Annotated in this window: 14 protein-coding genes; 6 read left to right on the forward strand and 8 right to left on the reverse strand. The window is 63.9% G+C overall.

Annotation, left to right across the window (positions count from 1 at the left end; all coding sequences use genetic code 11):
* Positions 1 to 13: 13 nt before the first annotated feature.
* The 8 genes from BUF17_RS11945 to BUF17_RS11980 form a co-directional block, all read right to left on the reverse strand.
* Complete coding sequence (locus BUF17_RS11945) at positions 14 to 1,642, reverse strand: GMC family oxidoreductase (RefSeq protein ID WP_073629302.1); 1,629 nt, start codon at positions 1,640 to 1,642, stop codon at positions 14 to 16.
* A 4-nt stretch (positions 1,643 to 1,646) separates the two neighbouring features.
* Positions 1,647 to 2,438 (reverse strand): enoyl-CoA hydratase-related protein, encoded by a 792-nt coding sequence (locus BUF17_RS11950; RefSeq protein WP_073629304.1) that lies wholly within the window; start codon positions 2,436 to 2,438, stop codon positions 1,647 to 1,649.
* Positions 2,439 to 2,532: 94 nt separating this feature from the next.
* Entirely contained in the window at positions 2,533 to 3,492 is a 960-nt protein-coding gene (locus BUF17_RS11955; RefSeq protein WP_073628880.1) for a dihydrodipicolinate synthase family protein, read from the reverse strand.
* 162 nt (positions 3,493 to 3,654) lie between these two features.
* Positions 3,655 to 4,587 (reverse strand): substrate-binding domain-containing protein, encoded by a 933-nt coding sequence (locus BUF17_RS11960; protein WP_073628882.1) that lies wholly within the window; start codon positions 4,585 to 4,587, stop codon positions 3,655 to 3,657.
* A gap of 44 nt (positions 4,588 to 4,631) precedes the next feature.
* Positions 4,632 to 5,615: an ABC transporter permease gene (locus BUF17_RS11965; RefSeq protein ID WP_073628884.1), complete on the reverse strand. Its 984-nt coding sequence runs from the start codon at positions 5,613 to 5,615 to the stop codon at positions 4,632 to 4,634.
* Between the two features lie 298 nt (positions 5,616 to 5,913).
* Positions 5,914 to 7,446 (reverse strand): sugar ABC transporter ATP-binding protein, encoded by a 1,533-nt coding sequence (locus BUF17_RS11970; protein WP_073628886.1) that lies wholly within the window; start codon positions 7,444 to 7,446, stop codon positions 5,914 to 5,916.
* Positions 7,447 to 7,494: 48 nt separating this feature from the next.
* Positions 7,495 to 8,313: a 3-ketoacyl-ACP reductase gene (locus tag BUF17_RS11975; protein ID WP_073628888.1), complete on the reverse strand. Its 819-nt coding sequence runs from the start codon at positions 8,311 to 8,313 to the stop codon at positions 7,495 to 7,497.
* Entirely contained in the window at positions 8,313 to 9,527 is a 1,215-nt protein-coding gene (locus tag BUF17_RS11980) for a CaiB/BaiF CoA transferase family protein (protein ID WP_073628890.1), read from the reverse strand. The genes BUF17_RS11975 and BUF17_RS11980 overlap by 1 nt, the downstream gene beginning before the upstream one ends.
* Positions 9,528 to 9,910: 383 nt before the next feature.
* Between BUF17_RS11980 and BUF17_RS11985 the strand changes: the two genes are divergently transcribed.
* The 6 genes from BUF17_RS11985 (at position 9,911) to BUF17_RS12010 (ending at position 15,527) form a co-directional block, all read left to right on the forward strand.
* Positions 9,911 to 10,360, forward strand: a complete 450-nt coding sequence (locus BUF17_RS11985; protein WP_073628892.1) for a MaoC family dehydratase — start codon at positions 9,911 to 9,913, stop codon at positions 10,358 to 10,360.
* Between the two features lie 5 nt (positions 10,361 to 10,365).
* Entirely contained in the window at positions 10,366 to 11,988 is a 1,623-nt protein-coding gene (locus tag BUF17_RS11990; RefSeq protein ID WP_073629306.1) for a GMC family oxidoreductase, read from the forward strand.
* A 308-nt stretch (positions 11,989 to 12,296) separates the two neighbouring features.
* Positions 12,297 to 13,583 carry an MFS transporter gene (locus BUF17_RS11995; protein WP_244530859.1) on the forward strand — a complete coding sequence of 429 codons (1,287 nt, stop codon included), beginning with the start codon at positions 12,297 to 12,299 and terminating at the stop codon, positions 13,581 to 13,583.
* Between the two features lie 48 nt (positions 13,584 to 13,631).
* Positions 13,632 to 13,913 (forward strand): hypothetical protein, encoded by a 282-nt coding sequence (locus BUF17_RS12000; RefSeq protein WP_073629308.1) that lies wholly within the window; start codon positions 13,632 to 13,634, stop codon positions 13,911 to 13,913.
* A 40-nt stretch (positions 13,914 to 13,953) separates the two neighbouring features.
* Complete coding sequence (locus BUF17_RS12005; RefSeq protein ID WP_073628896.1) at positions 13,954 to 15,012, forward strand: LacI family DNA-binding transcriptional regulator; 1,059 nt, start codon at positions 13,954 to 13,956, stop codon at positions 15,010 to 15,012.
* Positions 15,013 to 15,134: 122 nt separating this feature from the next.
* Entirely contained in the window at positions 15,135 to 15,527 is a 393-nt protein-coding gene (locus BUF17_RS12010) for an acyl-CoA thioesterase (RefSeq protein WP_073628898.1), read from the forward strand.
* Positions 15,528 to 15,608: the final 81 nt, after the last annotated feature.

Genomic DNA, 15,608 nt, shown 5'->3' on the forward strand with positions numbered 1-15,608 from the left:
CGGCCGAACGGCCTCAGGCGGAGCGGACGAGGCTCGGCCTGCTGCGCGATATCGCGGCGCGGCCGAGGATCATGTCCGCGCCCTTCTCGCCGATCATGATGGTCGGCGCGTTGGTGTTGCCGCTCGTCAGCACCGGCATGATCGAAGAATCGATCACGCGCAGTGCCGTGAGGCCGCGTACCTTCAGTTCGGGATCCACCACCGCCTGGTCGTCGGATCCCATCTTGCAGGTTCCAACTGGATGGTAGTCGCAGCAGGCGTACTGGCGGACATAGGCCATGATCTGCTCATCCGTGACGGCGCCATCGCCGGGCAGGCGCTCGTGAGCGATCAACGGTGCGATGGCATCCTGCCTCAACACCTCACGGATGATGCGCACCGACCGCAGCGCCATCGCACGGTCGTAGGGATCGGCGAGATAATTCGGGTCGATCAGCGGCTCATCGGCCGGGTCTGCCGACCGCAGCCGGATCGAGCCACGGCTGCGCGGCCGGAGGAAGGTCGAGTTCACGGTGAAGCCGTGCCCCTCGATCCGCGACTGCCCGCCGCGCACCACCGTCGCCGGGGCGATGTGGATCTGGAGGTTCGGCGTGCTCTCGCCTTCGGTCTGGAAGAAGCCGCCGCCCTCGACGATCACCGACGACACCGGCCCCGTGCGATAGAGCAGCCATTGCAGGCCGTGCAGCACGGAGCGCGGGAAGCGGTCGTGGCCGTCATAGGTGATGCGGTCCCTGGTCTGCACATGGACGTTGGTGCAGAGATGGTCCTGGAGGTTCTTCCCGACACCCGGAAGATGATGGATCGGTGCGATGCCGACGGACTTCAGCTCATCCGCATCGCCGATGCCGGACAGCATCAGGAGCCGCGGGGAATTGAGCGCACCCGCCGAGACGATCACCTCCGCATCTGCCCGGACGATGCGCTTCGACGTGCCCTCGGCGAGTTCCACCCCGATCGCGCGACCATTCTCGATCACGAGCCGCGTCACCCGCGCATGGGTCTCTGCCGTGAGGTTCGTGCGGTCCCGGATCGGCCGCAGGTACGAGACGGCCGCCGACCGGCGACGGCCGTTGCGGCATGTCACCTGGTAGAGGCCGGCCCCGTACATCGTCTCGCCGTTGAAGTCGGGATTGTAGGGCAGCCCGTATTGCTGCACCGCCTTGACGAAGGCTCGCGAGACCGGGTGCGGCCCGACCTGATCGGACACCCAGAGCGGCCCGCCGTGGCCGTGATAGCGGTCGGCCAGCCGGTCGTTGTCCTCCGCCCGGCGGAAATAGGGCAGCACGTCCTCGTAGGACCAGCCGTCGTTCCCTAGAGCCGCCCAGTTGTCGTAGTCTTCCTTCTGGCAGCGGATGTAGATCATCGCATTGATCGAGCTCGATCCGCCGAGGGTCTTGCCCTGCGGATACCAGATCTCGCGATTATCGAGATGCTTCTGCGGCACCGTGTGGAAGCGCCAGTTCACTCCGGGACCGAACAGCTTTCCGAGGCCGCCCGGCATGTGGATCATCGGGTTCCAGTCGCGGCTTCCTGCCTCGAGCAGGAGCACCCGGGTCCGACCATCGGCCGAAAGCCGGTTCGCGAGCGCGCATCCGGCAGAACCGGCGCCGACGACGATATAGTCCCAGTTGGATCGGGCCATCATTTCATCTCCCAGTGAACCGAGGCGCGCGCTTTTCCTTGAAGGCGCGCAGCCCTTCCACACGGTCTTCCGTTGCGAAGGCTTCGACAGTCAGCCTCCGCTCTTCCAGGAGCCCGGCAGCGAGCGGCAACTCGAACGCGGCGTTAACGGCGCGTTTCGCATAGGGCGTGATCGCCACCGACATGCCCGCGATCTCCCCGGCGATCGCGGTGGCCCGCGTCACGAGCGTTTCGGGTGCGACGACTTCCGAGATCATGCCCTTGCGTTCCGCCAGTTCGGCGTCGACCATCATGCCGGTCAGCACCATCTGCATGGCGAACGACTTGCCGACGAGCCGCGGCAGCCTCTGCGTGCCGCCGTCGCCGGGGAACGAGCCGATCTTGATTTCCGGTGTGGCGAAGCGGGCGGCGCTGGAGGCGATGATGATGTCGCACAGGAGTGCCAGTTCCAGTCCGCCGCCAAGGGCGTAGCCGTTCACCGCCGCCACGAGCGGCTTCGGAAACGCCTCTATCGCCGACCACACCGCCAGTCGCTCCAGATCGACATAGGAGGCGACGCCGCGCTCCAGCATGTCGGAGATGTCCGCGCCCGCGGCGAACGCCCGCCCGTTTCCTGTGAGCACCACGCAGCCGATGGCATCGTCGGCAGCCGCGGTGTCGAGGTGGGTCCGCAATTCCAGCAGCAGCGCCTTCGACAGGGCGTTGAGCTTCTCCGGCCGGTTCAGCGTCAGCAGCCGCACACCGGACTGCGGCGTCTGCGAAAGAACCAGCCGGGGTTCGATGTCGGAGACGTTCATTTCCATGCCCTTCGCGCTGCCCCCAGTTCTGATGCCGCCGCCTCTTTTCCCGCTCTCGGGCGGCTCGTTCGATCTTCCGCCCAGCGGCTGCGCGCTAGGCGGCGAAACGATAGACGTTCTCCGGCGTCAGGCCCGCCAGTTCCATCATGCGGCCGATCTTCTCGATCTCGGCGGCGCCCGGCTTCATCAGAGGCGGACGAACGTGGGCTTTCTTCATGCGCCCCAGCAGCACCAGTGCCTCCTTCATGCGGTTGTGCATGTCGAGCAGCGGTGCGTCGTAGAAGGCTCGCACGGTCGGATAGATGCGGTCGTTGATTTCCCTCGCGGCCTTGAGATCGCCTGCCTGGACAGCGTTGAACAGCGCCAGCTGCAGGTCGGCGATCACGCTGCCTGCGCCGGAGAGCAGGCCGTCGCAGCCCATCGCCAGCGATCCCAGCAGCCACGCGCTGTGGGTCGTCAGCGTGTTGACAGGCTTGTCGAGCGCATGGAGTTCCCGGATCTGGCGCTCGTGCCGGTTGCCGTCGCCGATCTGGTCCTTCACCGCGCGGATGGTCGGGAAGCGGCGGCAGAGTTCAAGCAGCGTGTCGAGCGGATAGGAAAGCTGCGAGGCGAGAGGAAACTGGAACAGGATGATCGGAAGGTCTGATGCGTCGGTAATGCGGCGAAGGTGCTCGTAGATCATCTCAGGCCGCAGGTGCCCGCCGAGCGTCATGAAAGCCGGCGGGAACACGAGAAGCCCGTCTGCGCCTTCCCGCTGCGCATAGGAGGCGAGGCGGCCGGCTTCGAGGCTCGACTCGGTGCATATGCCGACGATGGTCGGCACGCGGGACTGGAGAACGTCCTTGGTCACGACGACGGCGCGTTTCTGCTCCTCGATCGTGAGCGCATGGACCTCGGCAGCATGGCCGTTGATGGTGATGCCGCTGATCCCGGCGACGGACGCGATGTCCTCGAGATGTGCGCGATAGGCCGCTTCGTCGATGGCGAGGTCGGCATCGAAGGGCATCAGGCATGCCGGGATAACGCCTCGCGGCTCGAAATGGCGCTCGTGCATCGTGTTGTCCTGTCGTTGTCATGGAGAGGAACGCCGCCCGGAAACCTCGCCCGGCGACATGTCTTGACACCGGAGATCGTGGAACCGGGATCTTGGAACCGGAGATCTAGGAACCGGGAGTCCCCCGAAACCGGGAGGCCTCCCGTCATTTCGCGGCCGCGGTCAGAAGCCCTTGCCGAGCATCTGGTCGACGTTGGAGGCATCCACCTGCTTGCCGGGCAGGATGATGACCGGATCGACCTTCTCGCCCTTGGCGACCTTGTAGGCGATCTCGATGCCCTCGGGCGCCACAAACGGATAGGTGAAGGTGGCGGCGAGCTTGCCGGCCTTGATCGCCTCGAAGGCGTTGTTCTGGCCGTCGATGCCGACCACCACGACCTCGTTCAGGCGGCCGACCGCTTCCAGCGCCTGGATCGCGCCGAGCGCCATCTCATCGTTGTGAGCGTATACGGCCTGGATCTCGCCGGGACCGAAGCGCTGCAGCTGATCTTCCATGAACTTCACTGCATTCTCGCGCAGGAAGTCGCAGTTCTGGGTCGCGACGATTTCGAGATCGGTGCCCTTGATGGCATCCACGAAGCCCTGGTGCCGGTCGACCACGGCCGAGGCACCGCCGGTGCCCTGGAGTTCGATGATCTTGCCCTTGCCGCCGAGCTTTTCGGCGATGAACTTGCCGGCCGCCTCGCCGATGGGCTTGTTCTCCGCGCCGACGTGGACCGTGACGTCGGTGTTCACCTTGCGATCAAGCGTCACGACCTTGATGCCGGCGGCCATGGCATCGGCGACGACCGGGGTCAGGGCGTCGGCGGTCAGCGGGCTGATCATCAGCACCTTGATGCCCTGTGCCATCAGCGACTCGACGTCGGCGACCTGCTTGGACGAGTCATTCTGGCCATCGGTGATGATCAGGTCGACATCGGGCAGATTTTTCTGCGCATAGTCCTTGTTGCCCTCCACCATGGCCACCCGCCACGGGTGGTTCATGGTGCCCTGGCTGAGGCCGATCTTGATCTTCTCCTGCGCCAATGCGGGGCCGGCCAGCATGACGGCGATACCTGCGAAGAGTGCGGTCTTCAGGACGGTTCTTCTTTTCATTGCGTCATCCTCCTTTGGGGTTTGTTCTTGTGTGGGAGGTGCGATCAGTGCCGCGTGCGGTGCTTGCGGAGCATCTCGTAGAGAACCGCTCCGACGATGATCGCGCCTTTGGCGATCTGCTGGGTAAATGGAGAAATACCAAGCAAATTCATGATATTAGCGAGGACAGCTAGAATGCCGGCACCGATGATGGTGCCGAGGATTCCGCCTTCGCCGCCGAAAAGGCTGGTTCCGCCGATCACAGTGATCGCGATGGCCTCGAGCTCGATGCCCGTGCCCGCCGTGGGCTCGCCGACCGTCAGCCGCGACACGAAGATGATGGCGGTGAGGCTGGCGAGAAAGCCGCTGATCACGTAGACGCTGAAGGTGACGAGACCGACATTGATGCCGGAGAGGTGCGCCGCCTCCGCGTTGGAGCCAACGGCATAGACTTGGCGGCCGAAGGCGGTGTAGCGCAGCACGTAGATCGCCACGGCCGCGACGGCGATGAAGATCCAGACCGGTACCGGCAGGCCGAGCATGGCGCCGCGCCCGAGCCACATGAAATCCGCGGCGCGGGGCCCTAGCCCGACCGGCTGCCCATTTGCGAGCGTCAGCGCCAGCCCGCGTCCCATCACCATCATGCCGAGCGTCATGATGAAGGGCGGGATGCGGCCGAACGTGATGCCGAGCCCGTTCACCGCACCCATTGCCACGCCGACGGCGAGGATGACCGGAACAACCGTAGCGACCGGCCAGTTGTCGACGAGCAGCAGTGCGGTCGTAACAGCGCACACGCCGAGGATGGAGCCGACCGAAAGGTCGATGCCTTTGGTGAGAATGACGAACGTCATGCCCACGCTGACGATGCCGAACAGGGCCACCTGCCGCAGCACGTTGGTCACGTTCACCGCGTTCAGAAATGACGGAGACAGGAAAGTCGCGAGAATACAGAGGCCGAGGAACACCCAGATCAGGCCGGCGCCCTTTGGAACGGCCAGTTTCAGCCTTCTGCTTTCCGTCCCTGCCAAAGTGTCCGGAGCCGCCATTGAAAGTCCTCCCGATTGTCCGGAAACGGCGCAGTCCCCTGCGCACGCTTTGCCGTCTTCCTTGTTCGTCCGGCGGTGTCTTCGTTGTGGAGCCGTCCGCAGGACCGGACCGACCCGAACGACAGGATGCTCAAGTCCCGATCTGCCGCGGCTAGAGCGCTTTCCGATCTGATGGAATCATCAGATCGACAAGAAATCGCTCCAGATTCAAAAGCTTGAGCATAACCCGTTCAGATCGGTTCGATCTGAACGGGTTATGCTCTAATCGACCGCACCCGTTCGTCCGGCCGGAAGCTCTCTAGTTGAGCGTCGCGTGCTTCATGATCTCTTCCTCGGACGCGCCGCGAGGCAGCTCGGCCGAGATCTCTCCTTCCCGCATCACAAGGATGCGGTCGCACATACCGATGATTTCCGTGAGTTCGGACGAGACCATCAGGACCGCGACGCCCTCGCGCTCGACCATGTCCACGAGAAGTTCGTAGATTTCCCTGCGCGCGCCGACATCGACGCCGCGCGTCGGCTCGTCGATCAGCAGCACGTCGCACCGGGCGTTGAGCTGCTTGGCGATGACGCATTTCTGCTGGTTGCCGCCGGAGAGCGTTCCGACCGCCGTTTCGACTTCCGGCGTCTTGACCCTCAGCCGGCGGACATAGTCCGCTACCGAGGCGCGCTCCCGGGCAAGGTTCAGCTTCAGGCCGTTGCTGAAATGGCCGAGCTTGGAAATCGTGATGTTGAACTTGACGGACTGGGAGAGGAACAGGCCTTCCGTCTTCCGGTCCTCCGGTGCGAAGCCGATGCCGAGGGCGATGGCCTGTCGCGGAGACGGGATCGTCGTCTTCCGGCCATGCAGCCGGATCTCGCCGCGATCGATCGGATCCTTGCCGACGATCGCCCGAAGGAGCTCCGAACGGCCGGCTCCCGCAAGGCCGCAGATGCCGACGATCTCGCCCTTCCTCAGCGAAAGGTTGATGTCCCGCAGCGCCTTGCCACGGCTCATGCCCGACACCCCGAGTGCTTCTTCGCCAGGGCGTGCATTCCGGCGCGGGAAATAGTCGGCGATCGGGCGGCCAACCATGGACTGGATCAGGGTGTCGGTCGTCCAGTCCGCAATCGGCCGGCTGGAGACGAGCTTGCCGTCACGCAGCACGGTCGCCTTCTGGCAGAGCTCGAAGATCTCCTTCAGACGATGCGAGATGTAGATGAACGCCACGCCATCCGCCTGAAGGGTCCGGATGGTGCGGAACAGCTTCTCCAGTTCCGCGTCGCCCAGCACCGCCGAAGGCTCGTCGAGCACGATCAACCGCGCATTCCAGGAGATCGCTCGCGCGATCTCGACCATCTGCCGCTGGGCGACACTGAGGTCCATCACGGGACGGCGCGGATCGATCCGGAAGCCGAGACGATCCATCGCGCGCTCGGCGAGGACGGAAGCCTGGCTCCAGTCGACCACGCCGAACCGGGTGCGGGGCAGCCGGTTCATGAAGATGTTCTCGGCGACCGAAAGATGCTCGGCCTGGGCGAATTCCTGGTAGATCACCGCGATACCGCGCTCGATCATCGCCGCGGGCGTCGGCGCCGTGACAACCTCGCCGTTCAGCGAGAGCGTGCCGGAATCAGCCTGGTAGGCCCCCGACAAGATCTTCATCAGCGTGGACTTGCCCGCCCCGTTCTCGCCGACGAGCCCATGAACCTCGCCGCGCGCAACGGAGAACGAGACGCCTTGAAGCGCTTTCACGCCGGGAAAGGACTTCTCGATCGCGTTCATCTCCAGGAAGACACCGGCCACTCGGGCGGTTCCTTCCGTCTGCCTCTCGACTGCGCTGGCATGCATGGCGCCCTCCAGATCGCGAGAAATCGTTTTCTTGCTCGGCCGAAAAAATCAAAGGCGTGGGATCTGCAGGCCACCGCCGATGTTGTAGATGTCGCCGGTGCTATAGGGCATGCCGCCAGTTGCCAGCATCGCGATTGCCATGGCGATGTCGTCCGGCTCTCCCCACCTCCGCAGGGCGCAGAGATCGCCGCTGCGGATGCCCGGGGAATAGCGGTCGTAGACCTCCGCCGTCATGTCGGTCTCGATCAGGCCGGGGCGGATCTCGTGTACCCGGACACCCGCTTCTGCGAGCCGGACGGCGAAGGTCTGCATCGCCATGGAAAGACCCGCCTTGGAAATGCAGTAGGCCGCCTTCTCCGGCGACACGAGATGTGCGTTCGCCGACGTGATGGTGATGATCGAGCGCTCGGAACCGGCGGCGGGAGCGGCGATCATCCGGCGGGCGACCGCTTGTGTCATGAAGAACGTGCCGCGCAGGTTGACCCCAACCAGCCGGTCGAACTCCGCCTCGTCCACGTCCAGCATGTCCCCGCGCACGGAAACCTGGATCCCGGCATTGTTGACGAGGCAGTTGATCGGCCCGAGTTCATCGGCGAACTGTGCGATGACGGCCTCGTGCTGGTTTGTCAGGGAGATATCGAGCGGCAGGAACCGCGCATTCCGCCCAGTCGTGGCGAGCAGCGACAGGGTCTCGTCGACATTGCCGTCCTCGACCCAGTCGACGAAGGCGATGTCGAACCCGCGGCGGGCGAGCGCGAGGCAGATCGCCCGGCCGATCCCGCGGCGTCCGCCGGTGACGAGCGCAGTGCCGCGCCTCACGTTCTGCGGAGGGAGGTCCGCGATGCCGTTCTCAGCGATCCCATGCATCAGACGGCCTCATCGACTTGCGCGAAGTGACGCGACGAGGCGACGGCACCCGCGGCGATCAGCCTGTCGGTCTCGGCAGGCGAGTAGCCGAGTTCGCCCATGATCTCGGCGGTGTGCTCGCCGATCTCCAGCGCCAGAACGCGCACGTCCGGCACTTGCCCGTCGTAGCGGTTCGGGTGGTTGACCAGGTGGACGGTTCGTCCGCGCACGGTGATCTTGCGGAACACGTTCATGTGCGACAGCTGCGGGTGGTCCAGCAGGTCGTCGTAGGTATTGACCGGCGAGTACCAGATACCGTGGCGGTCGAAACGCTCCGACAATTCCGCCATCGTGAAGCGCGCGGTCGCCTCCCGGACCGTACGAGCGACGAGATCGCGTTCCTTGTAGCGGTCGATGCCGACGATTGCGCGCAAGGTGTCGCTCTCGAGCGCATCCGCCAGCGCTTCGTCGCTGCAGAGCGAGATGACTACCTCTCCGTCCTTCGCCGGATAGACGCCGTAGGGCGCGGCGTGGAACCAGGTGGCAAGGTTGCGTTCACGGTCCATCCGCTCGCGCTCGACGGCGCCCGCGAAATAGTTGACCAGCGGCTCGGTCTGAAGGTCGATCGCCGAATTGATCAGGCTTGCCTCGACGCGCGTGCCCTTGCCCTCTCGCTCCCGTCGCAGCAGTGCGCCCAGGATGCCCATGGCGAACAGGGCGCCGCCGTGCTGGTCGACGATCGCCGCACCGGCTGGCACGTTGCCGTTGCGAGGGGAACCGGTCGCACTGATGAGACCCGAGGCGGCCTGCATCAGCAGGTCCTGACCGGGACGGTTCGCCATCGGCCCCGTCGAGCCGTAACCGCTCGCGGAGGCGAAGACGAGCTTCGGATTGAGCCGGCGCAGTTCGTCATCGGTAAAACCGAGCCGGGCGAAAACTCCGGGGCGGAAGTTTTCCATGACGACATCCGCTTCGGTGATCAGGCGGGACGCAACCTCGCGACCGCCCTTCGACTTCAGGTCGATGCCAATGGAGCGCTTGTTGCGGTTGGCACAGAGATAGAACCCGCTGATGCCCTCGACGAAGACGTCGGCACCCGACCAATGCCGTTCATGGGCGCCCAGAACGGGCTCGACCTTGATGACGTCGGCGCCCATGTCGGCAAGATATTGCGCGCCAGCCGGCCCCTGAAGGAAGTGGCAGAAGCTGACGACCTTAATCCCGTTCAGAAGCACGAATTTCCTCCCGCCTCACCTGTCGCTTTCGGCGCTTTTTGGTGGCGCGTTCCGGAAATCGTTTTCTCTTAACCCAATCCCGATGTCAACGGAAAATTTGCAGCGCCGAACAAAGCCACACTTTTCCGGCTGTTGGCACTCCGTCGTCACCCTGCCCGGTCGCAAGTCGAATCAGCAGGGGCGTCGTGTTGTTGAAGATTTATATTTTTATTTCAATATCTTATAACTTCCGCGGCGTTAAGGCCCCCGCAAACACGTCCACCGGGTCGCAGCTCCGGCGGATCGCATCAGACGATTGACACTCATCCAGTGATATTGGAAAACGTTTTCCTATTCGGTCGTCCCCCTCCGATGAGCGCGGACGAACTCAGCGGGAGGAAGCCTTGGACGCGTTCTATGTGTCGGTCGGAGACCACGTCTCCTTCACGAAGACGGTCAGTGAATCGGACGTCTACCTGTTTGCTGGCATCACCGGCGACTTCGCACCCGTCCACGTCAATCAGGCGATGATGGAGAAGTCCGCCTACGGCCAGCGGATCGCCCACGGGGTTCTCGTAATGGGCTTCATGTCGACGACGTCTACCCTGATGGTGGATCGTTCCCACGACGGCCACGGCCGGGGCGAGACACCGGTTTCCCTTGGCTACGACAAGGTGCGCTTCGTAGGGCCCGTGTTCTTCGGAGACACCATCACGGTCGACTATCGCATTACCGCTATCGATGAGGTCAAGCGGCGGTCGTACGCGGCGATCGACGTGACGAACCAGCGCGGCGAAACCGTCGCAGCGGCGACCCACATTCTGAAGTGGGTCAGGAACGAGGGCGGGCGGTGAAGGCGATGGCGGACGTGCTCGAGGCTGATTTCGTCATCGTCGGCGGCGGCAGTTCAGGGTGCGCTCTCGCGGCCCGCCTTAGCGCCGATCCGGCGTGCAGCGTCATCCTGCTCGAGGCCGGCGACCGGGACCGCAGCCTCTACATTCATCTGCCCGTGACCTACTACAAGACAACCGGCTCCGCCTTCTCCTGGGGCTACGAGACGGCACCACAAAAGCACCAGGGCGACATCCGCACGCCCTACACGCAGGCACGCGTTATCGGCGGCGGCAGTTCCATCAATGCGCAGATCTATATCCGCGGCAACCCGCAGGACTTTGACGGCTGGCGGGACGACCACGGCTGCACCGGCTGGGGATACCAGGACGTGCTGCCCTATTTCGTGCGGGCGGAAGGCAACCAGAGGCTCGCCGGCAAAACGCATGGAACCGACGGCCCGCTGCTCGTGTCGGACCCCGCCTATGTTCATCCGCTGTCCTATTCCTGGCTCCAGGCCTGTCAGCAGGCCGGCCTCGAACCGAATGAGGACTTCAATTCCGGCACACAGGCGGGTTGCGGCCTCTATCAGGTCACAAATCGTGCGGGCCGACGGTCGTCGACAGCGAACTGCTATCTTCGCCCCGCGCTCGATCGACCGAACCTGCGTGTCATCACCAGCGTGCAGGCACGGCGCGTGGTGTTCGAGAACCGCCGCGCCGCGGGCGTGGAGGTCGATGCCAAGGGGGGCCGGCGCACCGTGCGGGCCCGGCGCGAGGTAATCCTCACGGCTGGCGCCATTGGAACACCGAAGCTGCTGATGCTCTCTGGCATCGGACCGGCGGCGGAACTGAAAGCCCACGGCATCGAGGTCGTCCGTGACAGCCCCAACGTCGGCAGGAACCTCCAGGATCACCTCGACATTTTCATGATCTACGAGGTGCTGCGCGCCAACAGTTACGACAAGTACAAGAAGTTGCACTGGCAGGCATGGGCGGGCATACAGTTCGGCCTGTTCCGCTCCGGGCCGATCACCTCGAACGTGGTCGAGGCCGGGGCATTCTGGTGGAGCGGTCAGCGGGAAGGCCTTCCGGATGTGCAGTTCCACTTCCTGGCAGGCGCGGGGGTCGAGGCCGGTATTCCCGATGTGCCCGGGGGCGCAGGCTGCACGCTCAACGCCTATCTCGTGCGGCCGAAATCGCGCGGTTCCGTAACGCTCAGGTCAGCGGAACCCTCGGATCATCCGGTCATCGATCCGAACTTCCTCGACCACCCGGATGACCTTGAGGGAACCATCGCGAGTGTAAGGCTCGGCCGGAAGATCATGGCGCAGGCCGCCATGCAGCATCACATCGCACGAGAGCACTATCCGGGGACGGAGATCGAGAGCGAAGCCGAACTTGAGGCTTTCGTCAGGGCTGCCTCACGCACGGGCTATCACCCCTCCTGCACCTGCCGGATGGGCGAGGACGAAGCCGCCGTGGTGGACACGGGTTTGAGAGTCCGCGGAGTCGACGGCCTGCGCATTTCGGATGCATCCGTCATGCCCCAACTCGTATCGGGGAACACCAATGCCACCACGATCATGATCGCGGAACGCGCGGCCGACATGATCCTCGGCAACCGCGGGCTGGAGCGTGGCGCCGCCTAGAGCATATCCCGTGCAGATCGAACCGATCCGAACGACAACGATATGCTCAACCTTTCGAATCTGGAGCGAATTCTTGTCGATCTGACGATTCCGTCAGATCGGAAAGCGCTCTAGATATCCATCTCATTCCAAATCACGTCGGTATCTGACTGAGATGTGTAAACCTTGACGATTGCGGGATAGCGGCCTTCATCCAATTCGAGCACGCTTAATGAAAGTTCCGGCCATTATTGGTTATAGGGAACAGCAACCAATCACATTTTCGTGCGTTTTTTGGCGCGCCTCTCTCCATTCCCTGAACAATGACGATGACATCCATCACCTCCTCCCGGCCCGCTCAGCGCCCCGTCGGTCAGCCACCGATCAGTGGCCTGCGTGACCAGACGCTCATTGCGCTTGCCGTACTCAACTTCTTTCTTGCCGATGCACGCGATGGACTTGGCCCGTTCCTCGACGCGTTCCTGGCAACCAACGGGTGGTCGCCGATGCAGCTCGGCCTCATCGCAACGGTCGGCGGTCTGGTCGGTCTGGCGGTCACTCCTCTTTGCGGCGCGCTGGTCGATGGTTCCAGCTGGAAGCGTGCCTTGATTGCCGGCCCCGTGGCCATGGTCACCGCCGGTGCGCTGATCACCCTCATCTTCACCAACGAAGCGGTGGTGTGGACCGGCCAGATCATGACGGCGGTCGTCGGTTCGGTGGTCGGGCCAGCGCTGGCAGGTCTCACGCTGGGACTGGTGGGTGAAAGACTGTTCTCCAAGCAGATTGCCCGCAATGAGTTCTGGAACCACGGCGGCAACTTCGCCTCGCTCTTCGCCACCTATGTCGCGGTCTCCTATTTCGATATCTCCGGCGTCATCGGTCTGATGATTTTCACCGCTATCGGCACGCTGATCGCGATCTCCGCCATCGATCCAAACCGGATCGACCACAAGGTGGCACGCGGACTGGCCGAAGACGAGGGCGAACCCGGCCCTTCCGGCTTCAATGTCCTCTTTCAAGAGAAAGGTCTGATCCTGCTGGCGATCATTTTGCTGATCTTCCACTTCGGCAATGCCCCAATGGGGCGGCTGATCGCGCAGGATTTCGCCGTCGAACTGAATTCCCCCTTCAAGACGACGGCGATCATCACCGGCGTCGCCCAGTTCGCCATGATCTTAGTCGCAGCACTGGCCCCCTGGCTCATCCGCCGGTTCGGACTTTCGGCGGTATTTCTGATGGCGCTGATTGCCCTGCCCATACGCGGTCTGCTGGCCGCGTCTTTCGAGCAGTTCTGGGTGGTTTATCCGGTGCAGATGCTGGATGGTATCGGCGCGGGCCTTCTGGGCATCGTCACGCCCGTGGCCGTCGAGCGCATATTGAAGGGCACCGGTCGCTTCAATGTGGGGCTTGCCAGCATCATGACCGTCCAGGGCATCGGCGCATCCCTGAGCAACGGCGTGGCCGGGTGGCTGACGACGATAGGCGGATTTGCGCTGTCCCACCTGGTTGGCGGCGGCATTGCCGCTATCGCCATTATTCTCTTCGTCATGTTTCGTCGCGAGATAGAGCCGCCGCCAAAATCGCAACCGACGGTTCCGCACGCTTTCACGATCTGATAGAAAACGATTTCCCATCCACTTCAATCCTTGATGGGCGAGGTGCATATGCAGTTCCTGGTTCTGACGAGACGGAAGACCGAGAGCTTTCCGCCGGCGCTTTTCGCGGAAAAATTCGATGCTGAGGTTGCGCGCGCCCGCGAACTCTACAAGGAGCAGTTCACGCGGCAGATCTGGCACCGGGCCGACGGCACCGGGGCCTGCCAGATCGTCGAGGCTCCGGACGAGGCCTGCGTTCGCGAGCGGATCGGTTCGCTGCCGTTTGCCGAGGCCGACATGCTGGACATCACCATCGTCGCTCTGAAGCCTTATGGCGGCTTCTCCGGGTGATGGACCTGCTGCCGGAATCCGGGCGCGAGCGGAGGGGCACATGAACAAGATCGACGGGGAAGTGGCCGCCGAGGCAAGCGTCGTGAAGCTGAAGGATGTCGCCCTGCGTGCCGGCTGCTCCGTCGCGACAGCCTCGCGCGTCCTCAACGGACACTCTACGGTCGGCGCCATGGAAAGGGAGCGCGTGCTCGCCGCCGCCGCACAGCTCGGCTACGTGCCCAACAACGCCGCCCGAGCCCTGCGCTCACAAAGCACCAGCCTCGTCGGTGTGATCATTCCGACTTTGGACCACGCCATCTACGCCAAGATGGTGAGCGGGCTGCAGGAACGTCTCGCCCGCAACGGCAAGGCGGTGATCATTTCAACATCCGACTACGATCTGGAACGCGAACGCATCCAGGCACGATTGCTGGTGGGACGTGGCGTCGAGGCCATCGTGCTCGTCGGCATCGAACATCATCCGGAGACTGTCGACTACCTGCGCCGGGCAGGCGTTACGCCGGTGTTCACCTACACCAACGAACTCGGTTCGAGCGACGCGGCCGTCGGCTTCGACAACCGCCACGCCGGCGCCTCCGTTGCCCGCTTTCTGCTGGACCTCGGGCACAAGCGCTTCGGCATGATCGCCGGCATCACCCATGGCAATGACCGCGCCACCGAAAGGCGCGACGGTTTTCTGGCCGAACTCACCGGAGCCGGCATTTCCCGCCGGGAGATCGTGGTCGTGGAGTCGCGCTACAACATCGAGAACGGCCGTGCGGCCATGCGCTCGCTGATGCAGACCTATCCAAGGCTGACCACCGTGTTCTGCGGCAGCGACATCCTGGCGGTTGGTGCCATCAAGTACTGCCACGAGGCCGGTATCGCCGTGCCTGGGGAGGTCTCCGTCGTCGGTTTCGACAATCTCGAGATCGCGGAACTGGTCACGCCCGAACTGACGACCCTCGACGTGCCGGCACGGGAAATGGGCGAGGCCACCGCCGAAGCCCTGCTGCGCCTCGGCGACAAGAAGGAGACGGCGATCGTGACGGAGTTGCCCACCCGGCTGATCGTGCGGGGCAGCACCGGCCCGGTCAGTCCGTCCGGCCGCCCTGCCTAGAGAAAGCGCTGACCACACCGAATGGCGGGCTTGAAGCAAACCATTGAACGCCCCCCCCCCCTTTTTCAGGACGACGCCTCCGTTCAACGGATGGCGGCTCCGGACCCATTCCGAGGATTGAGATGTTTCATCGCCAGGAGTTGATCCGCTTCCAGCATTGTGATCCGGCAGGGATCGTCTTCTATCCGCGCTATGTCGAGATGATCAATGCGACGGTCGAGGACTGGTTCGACCACATCGGCATCGGATTCGCCGAGATCCACGGCGCGATGAACGCGGCCATTCCCGTGGTGTCGCTCACCGTCGATTTCCGCGCGCCGACCCGCCTTGGGGAAAAGCTCGACCTCGGTCTTGAGGTGCGGCGCCTCGGAAACACCAGCGTCGATCTTGGCGTCGAAGCATCGCTCGACGGCGAGTCGCGCTTCTCGGCGAAACTGACGCTGGTCCACATCAGCAAGGAAGACTACCGCCCACGCCCGTGGCCGGCGCAATTCCGCGCCGTCATAGCAGCCTGAAAACGCCGGAATCGTTCGTGCACAGCGGCCCGCTCCAGCCGGCCTGAGCCCCTCGCGGCGATCGATGAGGAGGGGCGCGCC

This window comes from Pseudoxanthobacter soli DSM 19599 (assembly GCF_900148505.1).
Taxonomy (GTDB): Bacteria; Pseudomonadota; Alphaproteobacteria; order Rhizobiales; family Segnochrobactraceae; genus Pseudoxanthobacter; species Pseudoxanthobacter soli.